21 protein-coding genes and 1 pseudogene are annotated in these 21,390 nt (G+C 61.2%); 9 read left to right on the forward strand and 13 right to left on the reverse strand.

Annotation, left to right across the window (positions count from 1 at the left end; all coding sequences use genetic code 11):
- The first annotated feature begins 8 nt into the window (after positions 1 to 8).
- Positions 9 to 1,463: a mercury(II) reductase gene (gene merA / locus V6657_RS28320; protein WP_003821139.1), complete on the forward strand. Its 1,455-nt coding sequence runs from the start codon at positions 9 to 11 to the stop codon at positions 1,461 to 1,463.
- A 389-nt stretch (positions 1,464 to 1,852) separates the two neighbouring features.
- Positions 1,853 to 2,686, forward strand: a pseudogene (locus tag V6657_RS28325) (MFS transporter); the annotation flags it as partial.
- A 45-nt stretch (positions 2,687 to 2,731) separates the two neighbouring features.
- On the opposite strand, the gene V6657_RS28330 reads toward V6657_RS28325, so the two are convergent.
- The 3 genes from V6657_RS28330 to V6657_RS28340 all read right to left on the reverse strand — a co-directional run bounded on the left by V6657_RS28330 (position 2,732) and on the right by V6657_RS28340 (position 5,265).
- Positions 2,732 to 3,235 carry a ClbS/DfsB family four-helix bundle protein gene (locus V6657_RS28330; protein WP_017515674.1) on the reverse strand — a complete coding sequence of 168 codons (504 nt, stop codon included), beginning with the start codon at positions 3,233 to 3,235 and terminating at the stop codon, positions 2,732 to 2,734.
- A 245-nt stretch (positions 3,236 to 3,480) separates the two neighbouring features.
- A complete protein-coding gene (locus V6657_RS28335) occupies positions 3,481 to 4,023 on the reverse strand; it encodes an ester cyclase (RefSeq protein ID WP_038318172.1) in 543 nt (180 codons plus the stop codon).
- Between the two features lie 849 nt (positions 4,024 to 4,872).
- Positions 4,873 to 5,265, reverse strand: a complete 393-nt coding sequence (locus V6657_RS28340) for a hypothetical protein (RefSeq protein WP_126311850.1) — start codon at positions 5,263 to 5,265, stop codon at positions 4,873 to 4,875.
- Positions 5,266 to 5,303: 38 nt separating this feature from the next.
- Here V6657_RS28340 and V6657_RS28345 point away from each other — a divergent pair, with 38 nt between their 5' ends.
- The gene (locus V6657_RS28345; RefSeq protein ID WP_017512738.1) at positions 5,304 to 6,002 is read left to right on the forward strand and encodes a FadR/GntR family transcriptional regulator; all 699 of its coding nucleotides are present in this window, start codon (positions 5,304 to 5,306) and stop codon (positions 6,000 to 6,002) included.
- A 262-nt stretch (positions 6,003 to 6,264) separates the two neighbouring features.
- Here V6657_RS28345 and V6657_RS28350 read toward each other — a convergent pair whose 3' ends face one another.
- Entirely contained in the window at positions 6,265 to 8,472 is a 2,208-nt protein-coding gene (locus V6657_RS28350; RefSeq protein WP_047219614.1) for a TonB-dependent siderophore receptor, read from the reverse strand.
- 12 nt (positions 8,473 to 8,484) lie between these two features.
- Positions 8,485 to 8,901: a hypothetical protein gene (locus tag V6657_RS28355; protein ID WP_039016599.1), complete on the reverse strand. Its 417-nt coding sequence runs from the start codon at positions 8,899 to 8,901 to the stop codon at positions 8,485 to 8,487.
- Between the two features lie 182 nt (positions 8,902 to 9,083).
- Between V6657_RS28355 and V6657_RS28360 the strand changes: the two genes are divergently transcribed.
- The 3 genes from V6657_RS28360 to kdsA all read left to right on the forward strand — a co-directional run bounded on the left by V6657_RS28360 (position 9,084) and on the right by kdsA (position 11,093).
- On the forward strand, positions 9,084 to 9,782 hold the full coding sequence (locus V6657_RS28360) for a DUF305 domain-containing protein (protein WP_338755778.1): 699 nt from the start codon (positions 9,084 to 9,086) through the stop codon (positions 9,780 to 9,782).
- A 10-nt stretch (positions 9,783 to 9,792) separates the two neighbouring features.
- Positions 9,793 to 10,050: a glutaredoxin family protein gene (locus tag V6657_RS28365; protein ID WP_017512741.1), complete on the forward strand. Its 258-nt coding sequence runs from the start codon at positions 9,793 to 9,795 to the stop codon at positions 10,048 to 10,050.
- A 170-nt stretch (positions 10,051 to 10,220) separates the two neighbouring features.
- Positions 10,221 to 11,093, forward strand: a complete 873-nt coding sequence (kdsA, locus tag V6657_RS28370; RefSeq protein WP_017512742.1) for a 3-deoxy-8-phosphooctulonate synthase — start codon at positions 10,221 to 10,223, stop codon at positions 11,091 to 11,093.
- A gap of 50 nt (positions 11,094 to 11,143) precedes the next feature.
- Here kdsA and mobH read toward each other — a convergent pair whose 3' ends face one another.
- A complete protein-coding gene (gene mobH, locus V6657_RS28375) occupies positions 11,144 to 13,015 on the reverse strand; it encodes a MobH family relaxase (RefSeq protein ID WP_039016600.1) in 1,872 nt (623 codons plus the stop codon).
- A 316-nt stretch (positions 13,016 to 13,331) separates the two neighbouring features.
- On the opposite strand from mobH, the gene V6657_RS28380 reads away from it, so the two are divergent.
- The 3 genes from V6657_RS28380 to V6657_RS28390 all read left to right on the forward strand — a co-directional run bounded on the left by V6657_RS28380 (position 13,332) and on the right by V6657_RS28390 (position 15,053).
- Complete coding sequence (locus tag V6657_RS28380) at positions 13,332 to 13,958, forward strand: integrase (protein ID WP_003821129.1); 627 nt, start codon at positions 13,332 to 13,334, stop codon at positions 13,956 to 13,958.
- Between the two features lie 12 nt (positions 13,959 to 13,970).
- Complete coding sequence (locus V6657_RS28385) at positions 13,971 to 14,603, forward strand: RES family NAD+ phosphorylase (protein ID WP_039016601.1); 633 nt, start codon at positions 13,971 to 13,973, stop codon at positions 14,601 to 14,603.
- A gap of 84 nt (positions 14,604 to 14,687) precedes the next feature.
- On the forward strand, positions 14,688 to 15,053 hold the full coding sequence (locus tag V6657_RS28390; RefSeq protein WP_003821127.1) for a DUF3742 family protein: 366 nt from the start codon (positions 14,688 to 14,690) through the stop codon (positions 15,051 to 15,053).
- Between the two features lie 11 nt (positions 15,054 to 15,064).
- Here the strand turns inward: V6657_RS28390 and V6657_RS28395 are convergent, their stop codons facing one another.
- The 7 genes from V6657_RS28395 to V6657_RS28425 form a co-directional block, all read right to left on the reverse strand.
- Positions 15,065 to 16,585, reverse strand: coding sequence for a conjugal transfer protein TraG N-terminal domain-containing protein (locus tag V6657_RS28395; RefSeq protein ID WP_003821126.1), 1,521 nt, complete (start codon positions 16,583 to 16,585; stop codon positions 15,065 to 15,067).
- Positions 16,586 to 16,600: 15 nt separating this feature from the next.
- Positions 16,601 to 16,972 (reverse strand): hypothetical protein, encoded by a 372-nt coding sequence (locus tag V6657_RS28400; protein WP_039016602.1) that lies wholly within the window; start codon positions 16,970 to 16,972, stop codon positions 16,601 to 16,603.
- Positions 16,969 to 18,366, reverse strand: a complete 1,398-nt coding sequence (locus tag V6657_RS28405) for an integrating conjugative element protein (protein WP_039016603.1) — start codon at positions 18,364 to 18,366, stop codon at positions 16,969 to 16,971. The genes V6657_RS28400 and V6657_RS28405 overlap by 4 nt, the downstream gene beginning before the upstream one ends.
- Before the next feature lie 9 nt (positions 18,367 to 18,375).
- Positions 18,376 to 19,323: a TIGR03756 family integrating conjugative element protein gene (locus V6657_RS28410; RefSeq protein WP_017640439.1), complete on the reverse strand. Its 948-nt coding sequence runs from the start codon at positions 19,321 to 19,323 to the stop codon at positions 18,376 to 18,378.
- Positions 19,320 to 19,766, reverse strand: coding sequence for a TIGR03757 family integrating conjugative element protein (locus tag V6657_RS28415; protein WP_026083770.1), 447 nt, complete (start codon positions 19,764 to 19,766; stop codon positions 19,320 to 19,322). The genes V6657_RS28410 and V6657_RS28415 overlap by 4 nt, the downstream gene beginning before the upstream one ends.
- A gap of 154 nt (positions 19,767 to 19,920) precedes the next feature.
- Positions 19,921 to 20,415 (reverse strand): JAB domain-containing protein, encoded by a 495-nt coding sequence (locus tag V6657_RS28420; RefSeq protein WP_003821118.1) that lies wholly within the window; start codon positions 20,413 to 20,415, stop codon positions 19,921 to 19,923.
- Positions 20,416 to 20,597: 182 nt separating this feature from the next.
- Entirely contained in the window at positions 20,598 to 21,383 is a 786-nt protein-coding gene (locus V6657_RS28425) for a thioredoxin domain-containing protein (protein WP_012614069.1), read from the reverse strand.
- Positions 21,384 to 21,390 lie beyond the last annotated feature (7 nt).

The following is a 21,390-nucleotide window of genomic DNA, read 5'->3' on the forward strand; positions in this document are numbered from 1 at the left end:
CTTCTTTTATGAACACGACAACAGCGGCTTCCGCACAACAGCCCTCCGTCATCTATGATCTAGTCACGATAGGTTCCGGTTCGGCGGCTAGAGCCGCAGCGAACGAAGCACGTAGGCTCGACAAAACAGTCGCCATGATCGAACAGGGGTTGGCAGGAGGGACCTGTCTCAATGTAGGATGCGTTCCTTCAAAGACGTTGCTTGCGGCGGCTTCTGCTCGCATGTCTGCTGCGCATGGGAAGTTCCCAGGTATAGCGACCTCGGCCGGGCCTGTCGACTTGTCTTTGCTTGTCAGAGATAAAGATCAAATGATCGGGCACTTCCGGCAGTCTTTCCATGTACAAGCACCCAAGGATGCAGGTATTGCGGTATTTCGCGGCAAGGCGACCTTTGTAGCGTCAGATGAGCCAGATATCGTAGCGCTCGTCGTCGCGGACTCAGACGGAAACACAAACCTGGTGTACGCCAAGCAGGTACTGATCGCCAGTGGGGCAGCGCCATTCATTCCTTCCATTCCTGGCCTCAGTGAGGTGGACTTTCTCACTTCCGGCTCGGCCATGTCCCTTGAGCAGGTGCCTGAGTCCATGCTGGTCGTCGGCGGCAATGCGATCGGTCTGGAGCAAGGTCAATTGTTCGCTCGACTGGGCAGCAAGGTTGAAGTGGTCGAGATAGCTCCTCGAATTGCACCGTTCGAGGATCCCGCGATTTCTGCGGCACTGGAGCAGGCGCTGTCAGCGGAGGGCATCATGTTCCATACTGGCGCCAATCTGACAAACGTCGTACCACACGAGAGCGGGGTGCTTGCAACTGTCGTCGCCGAAGGACGTACTCAGCAAATTTTCGCCCATAAGATTCTCATAGCGACGGGGCGCCGTCCGGCAACTGAAGGACTCAACTTGGATGCTGTCAATGTGTCCAGGGGCGATCGAGGCGAAATAATTGTGGACGAACATCTGCGAACCTCAAATCCTCGCATCTGGGCAGCGGGCGATGTCACTGGTATGGCTCAATTAGTGTATGTCGCTAGTGCACAGGGGACCGTGGCCGCGAGCAATGCTCTGGGCAACGAGCCTCGGTCCCTAGACTACACCGCCTTGCCCCGCGTCATTTTCACGTCGCCCGAGATGGCTGCTGTCGGCATGACTCCTATGCAGGCTGAGGCGGCCCAAATTGCCTATGATGTTCGTGAAATTCCGGTTTCCTTTGTTCTACGTGCTATTGTAAGTCGTCACGACAAAGGGATAATCAAGATGATATCCGAGCGTGAGACAGGAAGGATTCTGGGTATTCATATGGTAGGCGAATCTGCTGGAGAGGTTATTGCAGCTGCAACCTATATTATCTCCGCAGGACTTACGGTTGACCAACTTGCAAAACAGTGGTCTCCGTACTTCACTATGGCGGAGTCGCTTAAAAACGTAGCAAGCAGTGCACCAACTTTGGAAGATTCGGCTAATGGCTAAATCTTATTATTACTATGCGCTTAAATTTCAAGGGATCGTTTCAGGGTAAAGTTTCCTGATGTGAGCATGTTTGAGTTTTTTGCTATGGCGGGATCGCTCAATGGGCTTCCCGCCTTTTTTGTGGTGAATCATTAAAGAATTTGCCGATCTTGAATATATGCATAAAAACTCAGGGGGTGCCGTTCAGTCTGTTGACGAGAAAGATAGGATTCTTTTACTGAGAAATTCCCGTCAGAACTTCAATTTATCTTCTCTAAATTTGAAAGGTTGTCAGGCAATTCATGCGCGATGAGTAGACACGCTGGCCTGCTTCAGTGCCCCCGAGTACTGCGACCAGAAGGAAAGGGGTTATTCGTTTCATAGTTCGATTTCCTGCTGTGGGCTACTGCTTCGCAGCCGCCGTCACCGCCGAGGACGCGCTTAAGGCCAAGGCCATTTCCTGGGTCATGGTGGGCGGTCTCGCGGGCGCCATCATCGGGCCGCAGTTGGTGATCTTCACGCGCGATGCGGTAGCGGGCACGCCCTACGTTGGCAGCTTCCTCAGCCAGGCGCTGCTGCCGCTGATCGCCTTGCCGATCCTGCTGATGCTGCGCACGCCGAGCCAGACCCAGGCCGAAGCAGTCGCCGATAGCGGTCGGACGGTGCTGCAGCTCTTGGCGATGCCGCGCTATCTGCTGGCCGTGGCTGCGGGCGTGGTGTCCTATGGGGTGATGGCGTTCGTGATGACGGCCGCGCCGGTGGCGATGGTCAACCACGGGCATTCGGTGGACAACGCCGCCCTAGGAATACAGTGGCACCTGCTGGCGATGTTCGGGCCGAGCTTTTTCACAGGACGACTGATGGTGCGCTACGGCAAGGAGCGCGTGACCGCCGTCGGCATGGTGCTGCTCGCCGCCTCCGGGGTGGTGGCCCTGGGCGGGCTCGGCCTGTCCCACTTCTGGGGCTCGCTGGCGCTGCTGGGCATCGGCTGGAATTTGAGTTTCATCGGCGCCACGGCGATGGTCACCGACTGCCACACCCCGGCCGAGCGGGGCAAGGCGCAGGGCATGAACGACTTCTTCGTCTTCGCCGCCACGGCGGCCGTGTCGTTCCTCGCGGGGTCGATCCTGCACAGCTCGGGCTGGCAAGCGGTCAACTGGATGATCTTCCCGGCTTTGGCGCTGATCCTGGTGCCGCTGCTGTGGCAGGCAGCGCGAAAGCCGCTGCGATCAGATCCAAGATGATCGAGCCGATGCGGGAGGCGTACCGTCTAGCGGGCGCCCCAGTCGTTACATCACCTGCTTCCACTGCCGCATCTTCGACAGTGCGTCGTCGTAGGCCGTAGCGGTGAAGAACTGAATCCTGCGTCCGAGGGTTTGCATCGGGCTCGTCGTGGGATCGAAAAGCCTAACGTCCGAATGGTGCGCCACGATGTCGAGCACCCGGTTCTGGCCCTCTGCAAGCATGGTTTCCAGCTCGCAAAGGTCCCTGTTTGCGAAACGGCGTTGGAACATCCCTGAAAGACCTTCGGCGCGCTTAATCATTGTGTCCGCTGAGAAGAACGAAGCCGAAGGTCCAGGTGTCTGATCGTGTGCGAGCTGCAGAATCATCGTATTCCAGAGGATCACGTCCACCAGAATCATTGCAGCGCTGGTGTGATGGCGCTGTTCTTGCCAGATCATGGCGATGCGCCTGTAGTGGTCCGCGGGGACCGTGGCGGTTACCTCCTCCAGCTTTCGGTGGCTGGTGCGAACCTTATCTAGGAGTTCTTGTTTTGTAGTCGGTAGCTTCATTCGGAATCCTTAATCCATTGAGAATGCGTGTGTTTGTTGGTCGGAATGCGCTTCCCTATTCGAGTGTTGAGATGACGCATGCGTAACACTGAGTATTCCGACGTGGCTAGTTGCGCTCCCTGCGACGAATAAGCCACTGATGGCACTATGGGGCATGCCATCGTTGTAACGTCAAGCGGGTGATGCGCGACTGCTCGGCGAGGTCAGCTGTTCATGGACCGCCGAATGCAAGGGTCCGACTTGCGCTACGGCTGAAGCTGCTTCTGCATGGTGTTGTGGTTGTAGTAATCGCTGGCGTAGACAATTTTTCCGTTCAAAACGCGAAAAAAACTCGCACCGAAATAACTGATATTCGTGCTGGAGGGTGACGTCTCGCCACTGTTTCTCTTGGTGGCGGTGAATTCCCATTCAATCGCTACGCCATCGTCGGATGAAATCGGTTGCGAGCGGAGTTTCATTTTTCGATCAGGCAAAATTTGCTTCAGAAACTGCGAGACTTCGGTGATGGATTCCGGCCCGGTGCGGGATGCTTCATTACTAGTATTGAAATAGACGACGTTGGAGTCGAGAACTTTTTTCATATCATTGGTTTTCCCGCTATTCCAAGCTTCAAGGTATTGTCGAACCACTTTCACATTCTCTGGCTCTTGTGCTTCCTGCGAGGTGGCGCTATAGGCGAACGGGGCCAGGATAAGAAACATGGCTCCCAACGCCTGCACTGAGCGATGGCGCAGGCCCTTTGAAGATTGAAATGAATGGGATGCCCAAGTGTGCTGCATGTGTTTCATAGTCGAGATTTTCTAAAGTCTGTTGAAATGAAGCCTGATTCAAAAAAATCGGTAGGTAATTTCTCTGCCATTAAGCTAATAAGGTTATGTTGTGATTGACTCCGAGTTGCTGTAACGGGACAGCGGATTTCTATATGTACTTCGGTGAGGAATATCGGTTAATAGCGTTGCTGAGATGGTGTATCCCCGTGTTGGTAATTGGCTCGAGACTCAGGCAAGCCAATCGTTAGGAGTTGTTGAGCAATAAGAATGATTGCTACTATTGTTATTTAAACATACTAACATCCTATGTTTAAAGAAGGAGGTGACAGCCTAGGAAGGGGGGGGGCATGGCGAGATCGCCACACGTGTAGCGCTGCGTGTGGGGACGGCCTTAACAGCTGAGGCGCTCGAACGTTTGCGGTCCCGGACGCTGTATGAAAACCCGTTCTCAACTTGAAGGTCCGTCCGGTAAAGTTTGCGGACGTATTGAACGCAGAGGTCAACATGCCCAGATTCATCGAGGGTCAAGACAGGCAGCAGGTCATGCTGCTGCCGGAGTGTCTGGGCGACTCATGGACGAGTTGGGGTTGCGGCCTTGGAGTTCAGCGGCATACAGCCCCCCTCTAACGCCCCTCTGCACTGTTGAAGCTCTACCATGCGGTTAGGGATTGTTCGCCGTGCGCGTCCAACTGCACAACCGTTTAAGTGCAGCGCCGGATGCCAAAACCCTGCAGAGATTCCGTCGAGGGTAGCTGGGCTTGAGAAAGGTTGGATCCGCCCGTATTCACCTTGAGCCTGGGGCGTAGTGAAATGCCGGCACGGCGCAGTTCTACACCACACTCCAGAAACACGCCGGCCAAGGAGGTGTTAGATCCTGCATCGGGCGACAAGTAATTGCTCCGAAGGTGAAGGACTTCCCCCTGCGTGGACAAGACAAATCTCGTCGAACGAGTCAACGATAAAGCCTGAACCAGTGTTGTAAACCCTGGGTACAAGTGCGATGCTGGCAAGCAAGTCGTCAAAGTACTTAAAGGCGACAACGCCCTCTTGCGGGACGGCCAGGCGCTCCAAGTCGTGATGGAACTTCGGCGCATCGCGAGCTGGTTCATTTATCCCTCTGATGACCATGATCAGCCTCCGTTCGACCAGGCTATAGTGCTGATAAAAAGGCCGCGTGGCTCGTGGCCAAATAATTGACGCGACCGCCGAACCAATAGGTGCGTCACCAGATGCGTATGCGCTATCATTGGGTGAATCCATGTTGGATGATCCTATCTTTAGAGTATTCCCCAATCGCGATGACTGATGGCACCACACTTCCGCACGCGCCGAGGCGCTCCCTGGTCGACACGACGATTGAGCTGATCCGCCGTCAGATCGAGAATGGCGTCTGGCCAGTGGGTGAGAAGATTCCGAAAGAGCAGGAACTGGCTGACATGTTGAATGTAGCTCGCAACACCGTGCGGGAAGCTATTCGCGTGCTGTCGCATGGGCAGGTGCTTGAAGTTCGGCAAGGAGATGGCACCTATGTGCGCACCAATGTCGATCCTGTCGAGGTCATGCGTCGTATTGGCCGTTCGAGCCTGCGCGAGCACCTTGCGCTACGCAGCATGCTCGAAACCGAAGCCGCGCGACTGGCCGCTATCAACCGCTCCAAGGCGGACTTGGCGATGTTGCGCCGTCTCCTGAAGGCGCGCGGGGAACAAAGCGATCATGAATCGTGCGCCTTGTTCGTGGACGCCGACACGGCCTTTCACTGTGCCATTGCGCGGGTATGCGGCAATAATGCGCTGTCTGAGTTGTACCGCTACTTTTCGAACTCCGTTCGAATGAACACTCTGGCCGTGCTGGAGGATGAAGACTTGCCTGAGCCTGGCCTGGATGCCCATGAGGCGATCGTCGATGCGATCGAATGCCAAGACCCAGACGGAGCCGCAGAGGCTGTGCGTAATGTCGTAGCGCCGCTGGTCACCGCGCTGAATCATCGTTCGGCGTAAGCCGAACTGCCCCCGTTTCACCCCAATACGGAGCCTTGCCGATCCTTCGCCGCCGACACGCCGGGTGCTCAGGTTAGTCGTGCCTTTAAGCAGCTCCGTTCTGAGCGATCCAGAAGACCACATCCAGCTTGTTGTGGGGCGGGAAGCACCATCACGAGACTCCTATCGGGCGATTGGATTCACCGCAGCTTGCACATTTCTCGCTCCATCGTCAGGCTATCTTGTTGCCTGAAGCGATTGAAGCGAGTGATAGATCGTGCAGTCAGAGCTTGTAGTTCAGCGTCAGCACAATGTTGCGGGGTGCGCCATAGACGACTTGGTTGTAGAACCCGCTCATAAGCGTGTAGCGCCGATCGGTTAGGTTGTTGACGGTCAGCATCAGGTCTATGTTGCGTGTTGCCCGATACTTGGCCATCAGGGAGGCTAGTGCGTAAGATTTCTGTTCCACATTGACGCTGGCACCTTGTGGGTTTGTTGCGCTCTGGTAAGTGCCGCTTTGCCAGGTCACCCCCCCGCCAACGGTCAACTTAGACCAATCGCCGGGAAGCCGATAGGTGGTGAATAGACGCGCAGTTGTGCGCGGAAGGTACGCACTTAGCCGCTCGCCCGTAGCGTCGGTGGAATTGAAGTGGGCAACGCCCCCATAGATGTTCCAGTCATCGGCCAGTTCCCCCTGGAGGTCGAATTCGACACCTCTCGACTTTGTCCCATTCACTGTGTGATACGCCCACGTACCATTTGGTAGCGCGTAGTTTTCCGCCTGCGCCAAGTTATCGAGCCGCGTTTCAAACAAGGCGATCGAAGCATTCAGGCGCCCGTCTAAATATTCACCCTTCAACCCGACTTCGGTGTTTTTTCCATTGGTTGGCGGGAGCACCTGGTTGTTGACATTCCGGTAAGACGACTGCGGATTGAAAATTTCCGTGTAACTCGCATAGGCTGAGTAAGTGTCGTTGATGTCGTACACGACACCTGCATATGGGGTGAACTTGGCAGTCTTTTTGTAATGCGTAGGTGTGCTACCGTCGAATTCGTCGAGTTTATAGTTGTTGAATCGCCCGCCTAGAATAGCTTTCATGGAATCCGTTAGGGAAAGGCGCACGGCGCCATAGATGCCGCTTTGTTCGATAGTGGTATGCGTGCTGGTGAAACCGTTCGCTGCGAAATTCGGTTCAGGATACTGGCCGTCATAGCCGAAAATACTCGGCATAGGCATTGAAGGATAAACAAATCCACTGTTGTATTCATCCTCCGTTCGACGAGACGCCAGAACCCCTAGGACCAGCTCATGCTTGCGGCCAAGTAATTCGAATGGACCACTGACCATTGCATCGAAGCTGTTCTGCCTGGACGGAGTTGAATCAGAGATCGCCAGCGGGATCATCCCCAAGCCGGTGTTTCGGTCTGGGTAACCGAGCGGCGAGAGGAGTCGAGCATTGGACTTCGAGCGCTGATTGGTAATGGTCGCGTTCAATTTCCAGCCATTTTCGAATCCGTGTTCGATACCAATGAACGCGTTTTCTAACCGGTTGTCCCAGCGGGTCCAATCAGGCGCCATGGATTTCGAGCGCGACCAATTTGTGTTTGATCCATCGCTAAACCAAAGCGGCACGCCGCCCCAGGTGACGCCTTTGGGCTTGATGTCCTGATAGTCATAGCCCATGCTCAGCACGGTATCGGGAGTGAGATCGACCTCGACTAAACCAAAGAAGGCGTTCTTCTTCTGCTGGTATCGATCTTGATATGAATGCCGATCTTGAGTGACGCCCACGATTCTGGCGCGAACACGGCCATCCTCGGTCATCGGGGTGGAGACATCTAGCATGCTGCGATAGTTGTCCCATGATCCTGCGCTCACCGAGGCATTTGCTTGGAACTCGCGCGTCGGCCTCTTTCTCACCAGGTTGATCGATGCAGACGGGTTGCCTGCGCCCGTGAGCAAGCCCGTGGCGCCGCGCACGATTTCGATGCGGTCATAGAAGGCCGTGTCTAGAAAGCTTGCGCCATTAACGAAGCCGGTGGGGATTCCGTCGTATTGGAAGCTATCAATAGAAAAGCCCCTTGCATGGAAAGTCACTTGCTCGCTGCCCAAGGTGCGAGAGCCGACGCCTGTTGACTGTGCTAAGGCATCCTGAATTGTGTTGAGCTGCTGATCCTCCATGTGCTGCCGGGTTATGACAGTTACAGCTTGGGGCGTGTCCCGGATGGCAAGTGGCAGTCGCGTGGCGGCAGAGGTGCGTGGTGTGGTGTAGGAGTTTGAACCTTCGGTGGTCTCCGAGGAGGTTTCCCCGGTGACCGTTACCGCTGGGAGCGTTACAGCCTCAGGCACCTCGCCCTTTCCCGGGTCACCCAGCCCTTGTGCATCTGCCCCTGGCGCGGCCAGCACCAGCGCGAGACTGAACGGGCCGATGACCTTGCGACCCACGTAATTCGTGCTTGTAGCACGCGATTTATGTTCTGATTTTTTCATGGCGCGGGCCGCTCATACCGAATCGTTCATGCGACCACCGGCGAGAACGTGCCGGCCCAGAGCCTCTGCCTCGTCACGGCTGGCGCGCGCGGCTTGCGGCGTGCCAAAGGCCTTTACGAGCATCGGCAGCATTTCCTCCAACTGCGCTCGCTTGGTCGGTTCGGGTTCTACATGTATGAGCGCCAGCAAGATGCCGTCCAGCATCTCCTTGTGGCTTTTCAGCCAAGCACCGCGCATGACGCGATCGTCGTGTGCCTCATCCGGCCCGCCTGCGACGTAGATGAGGATAAAGGGCTTGCCGCGAGCGAGGAACTCATCCATCTCCGCGCACCAGGGGGCGCCGTAGCCTTCGTAGATGCTGGAGCCTTCGAGTCGGACTATAGGGAAGTCGCTGGCGTCGTGAACTTTTGGCTGTTGCTGTTGCGACATGGTCTATTCCTTTCAGTTTATTTACATCCTAACATCCTACCTTTGTTGAGAATTACTTGCAACTGAAATGGGCATGGGCACACCGCCGTGCAGCGCCAAGTGACAGGCGAAATGAGGGCTTGACCTTCCAACAATGGGAGGCCCTACAGTGAACCCATCAACCTCATTCAAGGAGTTTTTTCATGAAGGTCAACAAGTTCAGCCTCTTGTTCATTGCGGGCGCCGTCGTGGTCGCCGCCGGCCTGGTGGCCGTCCAGAAGAAGGTGGACCCGTCGGGTGAAGCGACGCATGCCAGCGCCAGCGCAGGTCACCAGGGGCACGCGATGCCCTCCAGCGCTTCGGCCAATGACAGCCCCTCCACGACCGCGTATCGCGCCGTGAACGACCAGATGCACGCCGGGATGGGGGCGCAGTTTTCTGGCAACCCCGACGTCGATTTCATGCGCGGCATGATCCCGCACCACCAGGGTGCGATCGACATGGCCAAGGTGGCGCTGCAGTACGGCAAGGACCCGGAGGTTCGCAAGCTCGCCCAGGACGTCATCACCGCGCAGGAAGGCGAGATCGCCATGATGAACAAGTGGCTGGGCGACAACGGCCAGCAGGCGACGACCGGCAGCTCGGGCGATGCCTCGACGGCCGCCTATCGTGCCGGCAGCGACCGCATGCATGCGGACATGATGATCGACTTCAGCGGCGACGCAGATGTGGATTTCATGCGCGGCATGATCCCACACCACCAGGGCGCGATCGACATGGCCAAGGTGGAGCTTCAGTACGGCAAAGATTCAGAGGTCCGCAAGCTGGCCCAGGAAGTCATAACCGCCCAGGAAGGCGAGATCGCCATGATGAAGAGCTGGCTTGCCGCTCGGGGCAAGTGAAGGTGTGACTATGCCTCAGGCCAACACCCCACACATCCTCATCTACAGCACTCCGACGTGCCCTGACTGCCGGGCGCTGAAGGCGTGGCTGTCCCAGCAGGGCATCGCGTTTGAAGAGCGCGACCTGACCGACCCGAAGATTTCCGCGGAGGCTAAGTCACGAACCGGCGTGCGCGTGGCCCCGATCACGATCGTCGGCGACGACGTGTTCTATGGCACCTTCGTGAGCCAGAAGCCGAGGCTGATGAAGGCACTCGGTCTTCAGTGAACCGCTGGAGGAAGACCGTGGTCACAGGCGGAGTCGCCGGTGCGGACCCCGGACTCTGTAAGCGCTGTTGCGGACGCGTCTGTATGCAAAGTCCAAGACCGTGGGGCATTCTTCGCCGACGACGCTCGGAGCTTTCACCTGCGGTCGTTGACATCACGAGAGGAAGTTTTATGCGATCGATATCATCAGCCACCTCCCTGCACGTCGCCATTTCCGAGGGGATCACAGTCGCTAACGACCTGCCGTTCGTGCTATTCGGCGGCATCAACGTCATCGAGGATCTCGATACGACCCTGGCTGCGGCTGAGCACTTCGCGGAGGTGACGCGCAAGCTGGGAATACCCTTCGTTTTCAAGGCGTCGTTCGACAAGGCCAATCGCTCGTCGATCCATTCTTTCCGAGGCGTCGGCCTGGACGAAGGGCTGCGGGTCCTCGATGCGGTCAAGTCGCGGTTCGGATGCCCAGTCTTGACCGACGTGCATGAGGTTGAGCAGGCCGTGCAGGTCGCTGCCGTTGCCGACGTACTGCAAGTTCCGGCTTTCCTGGCCCGGCAGACCGATCTGGTGGTCGCCATTGCCCGCACCGGTCGGGTAGTGAATGTCAAGAAGCCGCAGTTCCTCAGCCCGGGCCAGGTCAGACATGTCGTCCACAAACTGCACGAGGCTGGCAACCCGCGCGTCCTGCTGTGCGAGCGTGGCACGCAGTTCGGCTACGACAATCTCGTCGTGGACATGTTGGGCTTCCGCGAAATGAGCGTTGCCAGCAGTGGCCTGCCACTGGTGTTCGACGTAACCCATAGCCTGCAGCGGCGAGAAGCGGATGCGTTGGCTTCGGGTGGGCGTCGCCAACAGTTGCCCGAACTCGCGCGGGCCGGCATGGCGGTCGGCATTGGCGGTTTGTTCCTCGAAGCACACGCCGACCCGGCGCATGCACGTTGTGACGGACCCAGCGCTCTGCCACTGGACACGCTCGAACCGCTGCTGCGGCAGGTCAAGGCGGTGGACCAACTCGTCAAGTCGTTCGAGCCTCTTCGGATCGACTGAAGCCTGCCACCCGTTCAAACAGAACGTGTGGCACTTCCCCTCTTAGTCGGCTATTTGAGCGACAGATAAGGATTGTTCGGTGGAACGGCATCGAATATGTGCGATGGGTCTTCGAGCAAATAGCCATGCACCTGGCGCGTTTTGCGCGGTCCCATGACCTCGCACGTCCTGATGTTCAGACCCGATGGCTGTTTCCTGTGGAGTCCGAGTTTTTCAAAGCGCTTCTGCACCCACTGCCAGTCCTGCAGGGCCGCGTCCTTCGCAAGCGGCCCAATGGTTGGATGCTCTTGTGCGTAGCGCTGGAAAACACCAGGGCTGATCAGGTAAACCGTGTCGGACACGGTATGTACCAGGGCCTTGGCGTCATTGATGATGAGCTTGCGGGTCTGGACGGCCTGTTTCAGCCAGGCCATGAAATGCTCGCCCGATGGCCGCCCGGTAAATGAGGCGAAATCGTGCGGCGCAGGCGCGGCGGTCGGCGCCGAAGGACCTGGGGCCGATGCGGGAGGGTCGAGCGGCACCGCTGCATCGTCGGCACCCTCTGGCGGGGCTTCGACGGACTGCTCCGGCTCAGGCGTTGTCTCGAACATCGCCAGCATGCTTTCCAGTGGGTCGGCCGGATTGCGCTGCGTGCTGGGAGGTATGGCGCGACTTCCGCCCGACTGATCTGGACGGCTGCTTGCTGCGGGCTCCTTCTCCGTTGCCACCGCTGCTCCAGGTAGCAATGCAGCGTCGGGTGCGGACGGGCGCGGCCCGTCCTCGGCCTCGCCGGCGTTGTCCACGGTCACGGTTCCCGCAAATGGGCTGGGTCGCTCCGAGGGCTCCCAGATCAGCGCCGGGGCCAGGCGCAGGAGCGTGAAGGCATGGGACCAGCCACTCTCACTGGTAATAGTTGCGCGCCAGATGGCCTTGCCGGAGGCGGTGGGCTGCAACATGGCATGATCCTGTAGCACGTTGAACACGGCCGTGTTGTTCGCGGGGATGCCATCGACCCCCTGGGACAGCAGGTGCGCGCGCAGCTTGTCCGAGACTGTCTTGCTCACCAGCCACAGCGCGTCCTCGGTGAGCCAGCCATCGGAGGCCTCCGGCTGGTTCAGTTTCAGCTCTTCCTTGAGCAGGTAGCGCAGCCCGTTGACCAGCTTGCGTTGGAGCGAGTGCTTGGGCGCGGCCATGGCGCGCGCGGGATCGCCGCCCAGCTCCTGGGCGACGGAGGCGCGGTCGGCCTGCACGACAAGCTCGCCCAGAACCCCGGCGTGCTCGTACTGCCCAGCCAAGACGTAGAGCAGCGGCGCCCACAAGGATGGATAGCCACTGAGCCAGTCCAGCAGATCGCGATTGAGCAATTGCTGGTACAGCAAGCCTGTCGCGGCGCTATGAAGCCGGTACTCGCGGTCGTCGCGGTAGCGGAAGCGGTACGGTTGGCGCAGCGGGCCGTGCCATGGGTGCCAGGTGCTGCCGTCGGCCAGCTCGACGTGCAGATCGACGGCCACCTTGCCGATGTCATGGAGCAGTGCGGCATAGGCGACGGCCGCAGTCCAGGCTTCGGCCTGCGCCGCCTGGTCTTCGGGGCTGGCCCCGATGGGCAGCAGATGGGACTGCCGCAGCTTTAGGCTGTAGGCGACGATTTCGAGGCCATGGTCGAGCATGCCGCCCGGGTAGGCATGGTGATGCGCTTCGGAAGCCGGGAAGGCCTGGACCAGCTCGGCGTAGCGCTCCAGCGGCGCGCGGTACAGGGAGGCGAACTGCTTGCGCGAAAGCGAGGTGCGCTGCCAGATGTGTTCCAGCAGCTTCTGCCGGCGCGGGGTGGCGAGCAACGATGCGGCCGACTCCGGCCGCATCAACCCTTTCGGGAGGTCGGTGGCGGGTGCTGGCGACGGCGCGGCAGCGACCGGGGGCCGTTTTCGCTGGAACAGGGAGAGCATGTCGGTGTCCTGATGGCGGGCCGGGCGGGAGGCCTTTTGGCCTTTTCAAGGTAGGGCCTTTCCCCTTGCACCCCATTCCCTTGCCGTTTCGACCCTTTGGCCTTTAACCGTTTCGGTATAGCGGGGCCTGGGCTGCGGCTCCAGCGTCAATGCGGAACCCGCACGAATGGATTAGACGGCGACCTGGCGCTGGGCCCCGGCCTATGCTGCCGGGGCGCTACACCGCCAGGTAGGCTCCCACCCGGGCGACTAAGTTGACAAATGCGACAAAGGAGACTAGAGTGAATCCTGTCTCAAACCTACCTGGGAGCTGACCATGCCCACTGCGATCGAATTCATTGCCGACCGGCTGCCGCGAGTCACGGTGGAGGATGTGCGACGCTTCGCCGATACCGTCGAAATCCGGGATGCACCGGCGTTCGCGGCTGAGTTGCAGGCGTTCATCCACGAGCGCGTGGAGGCGGTGACGCTGCCCGCCAACCTGGAAGGTGAAACGGTGGCGCAGGCCTTGCAGCGCAAGGCGGCCGCGTTGCGCTCCGACACGCGCTGGACACCGGCTGAAACCGATGTCCAGCGAGGCCGCGCCTTGCTGCTGGAAGCCTTCAACCAGCCGGACAACCTGCCGCCTGCCGAGTTCGCCAAGCTGGCGGACAAGTCGCGCCAGCAAATCTACAAGGACATCCTCGCCCGTCGGCTGCTGGCGCTGAACGTGGGGCCGCGCGGCCAGAAGCTGCCCGACTGGCAGCTCGACCCGGTGAAGCAGCAGTTGACCCAAACCGTGCTCCAGGAGGTCGAGGGCATCGACCACTGGACGATCTACCGCGCGCTGTCCGAACCCCTCGAAGGCCTGGGTGGTCGCTCGCCCGTGGATGCGGTGACGCATGGCACGATCGATGACGTGGCCGAGGCCGTGTTCAACGTGCTGGGCGTCCAGGTGCATTGAAGCGAGACCGCCATGAGCCACGAGCTGCCTTCGTTCCTGATCGATGCCGGTGAACTGCTCCAGCATGTGAGCCGCGTCGTCTATCGGGGCAGCCCGCTGTACTATGGCCGCAGCAGCACGAATCGCTACGATGACCCAGCGGGGGCCTACGGCGTGCTCTACCTGGGGCGCGACCTGCCCACGGCGCTGATGGAGTCGGTGTTTCACAAGCACCAGTGGCTTGCGGACACGCAACGCTCGATCGCGCTGAAAGAAGTCCAAGCCCGGATGGTGCGCGCAGTAGGCGTGATGGACGACGTGTTTCTGGCCGATCTCACGGCGCCGGGCGTCATGGCGGGCTACTTCGGCCTGAACCTGGAGCAGTTGGCCAGCCGCGACTACACGCACACGCAGCGGGTGTCCGCCCAGGTGCATGCGATGCTCGGAGATGATGGCCAGGCGCTGTTCGACGGGGTGCTCTATCCGTCGCGCAACAACTATCCCGCCAAGAGCATCGCCCTGTTCGAGCGTGCGGGAGCGAAGGTTGGCGTCATCGAGGACATCGACCTGGTGGACCATGTGGACTGGCCGCGTTTCGTTGTTACCTACCGCATCGGCGTTGAACCCGACCCCGGCCCGGTGGGGCCGGATGACGAAGCGTCCTGAAGCAGCAAGAAAACACATTGAAGCCGCAAACCGAATGAAGTGGAGCAAACTGGAATAGGCATTCCTCAACAGCAGGAGACGACCATGAACACGACGACCCGCACCAGCACCGCAGAACGCCTCGGCCGCGCCTTTGGCCGCGGATGGCGTGCCTATGCGCGACGCGAACGGCGGGCGTCGAACTGGTTGGTGTCCAAGGGCATGCCGCGAGCTGGCGCTACCGCGCTCGTGTGGGTAGCCAAGCTGGCTGTACTGGGGGTGCTGCTCTACGTTGCGTTTTGGTTTGCACTCGTGATGCTGGGCGTTGCGGCGGCGGGATGGGCTGCTGCTGCAAATACTTCGGATGAGGACGAGTGGCCTTTCACCGACCTCACCGAGCTGCGCAAGACGCCGGGCTACGATCCCAACCTGTACAACGACACGTCGCACGAGTTGTACACCGACGACTGACCGGCCTCGCGCTATTTCAGTTTTCCTCCGGTGAGCGCCCCGGCACCCTTGCCGCCAGCTTGGCCGGCGCTCTTGCTGCCATCGGAAAGTCCCTGGATGACGTGCCCGGCCCGAATCCCAACCCAGGTAAGGCTCGCCAGCCAGAATCCCGGCAGAACCAGGAACATCGTGCCCATGACGAACATCAGGAGCATGTCGCCGAAGGCGTTGTTCAACCCTACCAGCGGGTCAAAGTTGGTGTGCGGCCGGTTCCAGCCAAAGCCCCAGCCATAAAGCGCGTCCAGAATCGTTGAATCGATCCAGCGTGCGAGCTGGAACCAGAAGTCCGTGAAGAACAGCGCGAACTGCACGACGCTGACGGTGACGACCGTCTTCAGGTCGTAGGTGCCCACAACCAGCACGAGCGGGATGCAGATGACCAGCGCCATCTTCAGTAAGGCGAGGATCATGGGCAGGGATTGGCGCACGACATCCATGGCAGGAAACGCGGCAATCGCGCCGACTGCCATCCCCACGTCGCCCGTGGCGCGCGTCACGATGTTCGGCAGGGTCTTGTCGATCTGGCCGCCGTAGTCCGTATAGACGCTGCCCTGGTTCAGTTTCTGCTGCCGCGGTGACGCGATGGCGCGGATCACCGAATCGTCCACCTCGGCCCGGCTGAGGAACCCGGCCCAGCCCGCCAGGCGATTCAGCAGGGTCGGGTCCACTTGCCCCAGCAGCCGCGCGCGCAGGCCGTTGCTGCCGTCTGACCACCACTGCCTGCAGGTCGGGTAGCCGCCACCATTGGCAACCTGCGCGAGGCCTGCATCGCGGGTGTCGTCATAGGGCCATGCCTCGCGCGCCGTGCTGGAGCGGTAGCTGTCGTAGTAGCCACCCGTGTCCGTGAAAAAGCGCGAGCCGATCCAGGTTACGTCGTGCATCTGCTGCTCATCGAGATCCGGGCGCTGCATGAACAATTTGGCCCGCGCAGGCCCATAGCAATCCCGCGAGAAGTCCGCGACCTCCTGAGCCAGTACCGGGTCGTCAATGCGGGTCGCGTCGATCTCCATCCTCATCTGCCGCAGGTCCGTACCGCACGGGATCGCCGCTACCGAGGCGCTCGTGACGGCGCGCGAGAGCGCGTGCATGAAAGCCCACCAGACCGGCACCTTCGCCGACTGGTTGTTGATGGTGCTGAAGGACTGCGACCAGCCGGTTTCCGTGGGCTGCGGCACGCTGACCTGGCACTGCGCCGAGCGCGAGCTGTCGTACTGGATGGTGCTGAGGTCCACGTCGATGAACGGAATGCCCGCGAACATCACCACCACGATCGCGACGAACACCCGGTTCTCGATACGGGCGGCACTCAGAACGCCTTTGTTGCCCTCGTCAGCGCCTTCCGCGCGGGCCTTCAGCCACTCCTGCACGACGATGGCGACGAAAGGCAGCGCGAACACCCCGCTGGACACCAGCACGGCCCAGATACCGTTGTTGACGATCCAGGACACGAGGGTGAGGTAGTACTCCAGATAGTCGGTCGTGAAGAGCGTCATGGCCCCGATCTCCCCTCAAGCGGCCTGCATCAACAGGCTGGCTTCCAGCGCGACGATGGCGACGACGCCGGCGACCTCGGTGCGGATCAGCCGGCGCCGCGCCTGCCCATCTGTCCCGCTTTGGTCTTCGCGGGCGAGCACCCGGCGGCGCATCCAGAACCATCCATAGGCCGTTGCCGCGTACACGCACAGCCGCCAGATGAAGAAATACCCTGCGGAGGCCGTCAGCCACCGTTCCCAGCCTGCAACGCTGCCGACTAGGTAGATGCCCGCGACGTTCGCCCCCACGGCGGCGGCAACGATCAGCACCAGCCACAGCAGCGTCTTCGCCGCGCGCCGGCTGAACAACCAGCGCAGCGGCCGCCAGGCCATGCGCGCCGGGCTCATGGCCGACTCCCCGGGTTGCCCTTCTGGAGCTGGTCGAGACGGTCCGGCACAGGATCGCCCTCGTAGATGCCGCGCGAGCCGGCCGCACGTGCGCCGTGGCGCTGGATGATCGCCATGGGTGAGTTGTTCGCCAGCTCGCGCCGCAGCTCCAGTTCGGTCTTGAGGTTGCGAATCTCACGGTCGAGCGTGTCGCTCTCGTGGTTCACCGCCTCAACGGCAAGCTCGTTGGCCGCGACGTTGGGCTCCTTCTTGCCCGTGAGCAGCGTGCGCTGCAGCAGCAGCGCTTTCTCCAGCACGGACGCCAGCGCGACTTCGGACGCCAAGCGCTGCGACAGCAGGTGCTGGTCGGGCTCGTCGCGCAGCGCCTCGATCACGCCGCGCGTGATCGGCAGCGACGCGCTGCCAGCTTCGCGCAGGTTCTCCGGCGTCGTGTTCTTGGCCTTGGTCACCAGGTCCTGGAGCGCCTGCAGCTTGGCGTCGTACTCCTCCTGGATCAGCGGCGTGAGCCCGACGCCCGGCGTCGTCTCGGTCTTGGTGCAGGCATCGCACGTGCGCTGCTCCTTCTCGCCGAGCACGCGCGTGGCCCACTCGACGGCGGCCTGCGGAGAGGCCCAGGTCTGGCACGAGAGGCTGCTGCAACTGGCCGGCGCGATGGATGAGGTGTCGGTCACGCCGCGGCCGTTGACCAGGTTGTAGCCGGCGCGGGTGACATCGCCGACGACCTTGATCGCGGGCTGGCCGGAGCCGCCCGCGTTGCTGCCCCCGACCCACGGCACGCCGTCATTGCCGCGGCGCGTCTCGGCTTGCTCGATGGCCGAGACCGCATCCGTGCTCGACACGGCATCGCGCAGCGCCAGCCCTTCGGCCATCTGGCTCCAGCCGAGCTGGCCGCCCGCCATTTCGGCCATCTTCTCGGCCATGGCACGGCACGTCAGCTTGCTGCGGTCGAAATCGAGTCGCGCCTGCAGCACGCCATTGGTGAGCAGGTTGTACAAACCGGGATCGGCCCGCTGGATGATCAGCGCGGGCAACGATGCCACCGCACTGGTGGCACTCTGGATCACCGACGACATGATTTGCTGGAAGCCGTTGGTGATGCCGTTAAGTTGGTTCTTCAACGTGGTCTGGATGCTCATGTCGCCGCAGATCAAGTTGCTGTTCCAACCCACGCCGACACCGAGAGAGCGCATGCCGGCCGCACGGCCCATCGACACGGCGTTGCCGCCACCGATCGAGTACATGACGTCATCGCCGATGACACTGCCGCTGGTCTGGTAGCCCAGTTGACCCCAGGCCACGCCGCTGCCCAGCGCGAGGGCGCCGGCCAGCGCCAGGACGATCTCCGTGCGACGTGCCCGGCGGGAGAACGGATTGAATGCAGGACGGAACTTCATGGCACCACCTCAGAGAAAATCGACGCTGCCCAGGAACACTTGGCCCCGGCGTTCGCAGCAGGCATACGGCCGCCACAGCGCCCATGCGTAGTCGCCTTGCTGCGCCTGGGTAAGAAAGCCGCTGCGCGGGAAGACCGTGCAGGACGACGACAGGACGGGCGTGAGTTCTTGCCACTTTCCGGTCGAGGCATCGCCCTCCATCAGCGCGCCTGCCGGCCAGTAGCCGTCGCGGGAGTTGGCAAGCAACGGCTGATAGACGTGGATCTGCCCCCGGCGCGTGACCACATCGCCTGCACGCTGGGCCACCACTGCGCCGGCCTTGAAGTCGTCGGTCTGGTGCAGGAAGCCGCCACGGGGATACACGTTGCCCCACAGGTTCATCGTGGTGCGTGCGCCGACCTCACGCCGGCCCGGAATCAGCGCTTCCGGGTAGGCCATCTCGGGCACGTTGTAGCGCCAGGCCAGCGTGTCCAAGGTGCTGAGCAAGTACGGCATGAACGCCGTGCCCGCGCCCTCGCAGAAGTAACCCGACGACGAGACGAACTGGTTGAACACCTCGACGCCGGGGTGGCCGATAACGTCCGAGTTTTTGAACTTGGCGAGGTTGTTTTCGTGATCCTCGTTCGTGGTTCCATCGCCGCCCGCTTGGGCGGACGGGTTGGGCGTGCTCATTGCCCGGACCTCGACCCAGGGGTTTTCGCCGGTATTCGAGTACGACGACACCACCGCATCGGGGATGTAGTGGCGCACCTTGATGGACGTGCGCACCGTGCAGCCGGTCCAGGTGCAATAGAGCCAGTAGCAGATGCCAACGACGCGGTATTCGAGGCAGTCGGGTGACGCTACCGAGCCGACGATGGTGGCAGTGTTGAGGGCGTAGCTGCCCGTGGCGCTGAGCAGCAGCAACGAAGCCACGCCAGCATGCAGACGGCGCATCAGGTCGAATGGTCGGGTCACGGCTGGGTCCTCCGGTGCTGCTCGATGCGCGCGACAGCGCGAGCCACATCCGACTCGCCATAGACCACATAGCGCCTGTCCACCACCACGGCCGGGAGGCTGGTGATGCCGAGACTCCATGCGTCGGTAACGCTTTGGTATGCGGAAGCGATGCGTCGCTGCAGATCGGCACCGCCGCCATTCAGCCGGCGCTTGACGATGGCCGTCGCCTGTTCGGGGTCGGTGGGCAGTCCCGCGGAAAGCTCCGCTTCAATCCTGTGGGCTTCGTTCAGTTCGATCAGCCGCTCGCCGCCCATGGTCTTGACCGGGTGGCGGCTGTCGGTGACGACCACCACGTCGGCGGCGAAGGTGGCCGGGCTGAAAACGGCCAGGGCTGCCGGCAGCGCCACGGCCAGGCCGAGGGTTCGCCAGCCCGGCGCGAACCTGGAAAGAGATGCTGGCATGTCGCGTGCCCTTGAAGTTGATCAGAGCAGTAGTCAAACGCGAAGCCGACGCGGCCCCAACAAACAATGCGCATCGCGCACTGCCCGCATACCTGCTTGTCTCGCGCCCATGAAAAAGCGGAGGCCGAAGCCTCCGCGTGGATCAAGGAGCGGGCTACAGCAGGCCGGATTCCGCGAACGAGTACGGCGTGCCCTGGCCGACGATGAGGTGATCCAGCACCCTCACGTCGATCAGCGACAACGCGGCCCTCAGCGTTTGGGTCAACGCACGGTCCGCGCTCGACGGCTCCGTGCAGCCCGAAGGGTGTTGGTGAGAAAAAATGACCGCTGCCGCATTCAGTTCCAAGGCACGCTGCACGATCGGACGCGCATGCACCGAGGTCGAATGGATCGTGCCTCTGAACATCGGCTCGTAGGCCAGCACCTCGTGCATGCTGTTGAGGAACACGATGGCGAAGACTTCATTGGGCTCGGCGGCCAGTTTCAGGCGCAGGTAGTCCTTGACGGCGGCAGGCCTCTCCAGGGATGGCCCCTTCTTGAAGACCCGCTGCTCCAGCAGCGCGATGGCTTGCCGGATGATCCAGTCATCGGATTGGGACATGGGGGCAAAACGTGGCTCCACGCAGGAGTCGTTGGCGACGAGAGACATGGCGGACCTCCAGAAAGTGAGCGGAGGGCGCCACCCTGGGAGGGCAAGCCCTCCTGGGGATGGAAACAGCGGAACAAGGTGCATCCATCACCGCGCGGCGGTGATTGTTCGCGGCCAGGATGCGAAAGCGAACGGGTAGCGGTCAGCGCGGCGAGCCGCGCCGTAGCCTTCAAGACCGAGGGCTACCTGGGCATGTCGCCGACAACGTCGGCAGGCATTTCGGATGTGGGGGTGGCGGGCGAACCCGGCGCGTCGCTGGCCATTTCCCCGGCCGCCAGCAGGTCCATGGCCGAGAGCAAGGCATCGCCCTCGATCGGCCCCTGCAACAGGATGGCCTGGCCCGTCTGGCGATCGAGCAGTCGCAGCGACGGCGTGGCGGTCACGCCGCTCTTGGTGGCTTCCGCGGCCTGCGCGCGGATGGCCACGTTGGGGCGCTCGCTAGCCATGCACTGTTCGATGGCTGACGTTGTTTCGGGGTAACGCAAGCCATCGGGCAAGCCCTGGCCGTCGCTGCGCGTGTGGGCATAGACCCATTCGACCGCCTGCCAGAACGCCGCATGCCCGCCCGCTTCGGCGGCGCACTCGGCCAGACGTGCCTCGGCCGACGCGGCAGGCTCGTGCGCGGCCAGCGGCTGGTGATGCCATTGCAGCGCCACGTCGGTGTTGTTGCCGACCCAGCGCTTGAGCTGCGGGAAATACTCCCGGCAGAACGGGCATTCCAGGTCGGCATAGAGCGTCAGCGTGAAACGGCCTTCCGGGTTGCCCATCTGCCAGGGTGGCCCAGCGACCTGCGCCGTGCTGACCGGCGCGCGCGACGGCGCTGAGGATTCGCCGGGCGTCCGGGACACCAGCCAGATCAGCAGCAGCGCGACCAGCGCAGCAGCCAATACCCAGGGCCAGCGAGGCCGCCAGCGGCGACGGCGGAACGCCTGGACCTGCATCGGAATGGAAGGACGTTTCTGTTCCATGGCGTTC

The sequence above is a fragment of the Ralstonia sp. RRA genome, assembly GCF_037023145.1.
Taxonomy (GTDB): domain Bacteria; phylum Pseudomonadota; class Gammaproteobacteria; order Burkholderiales; family Burkholderiaceae; genus Ralstonia.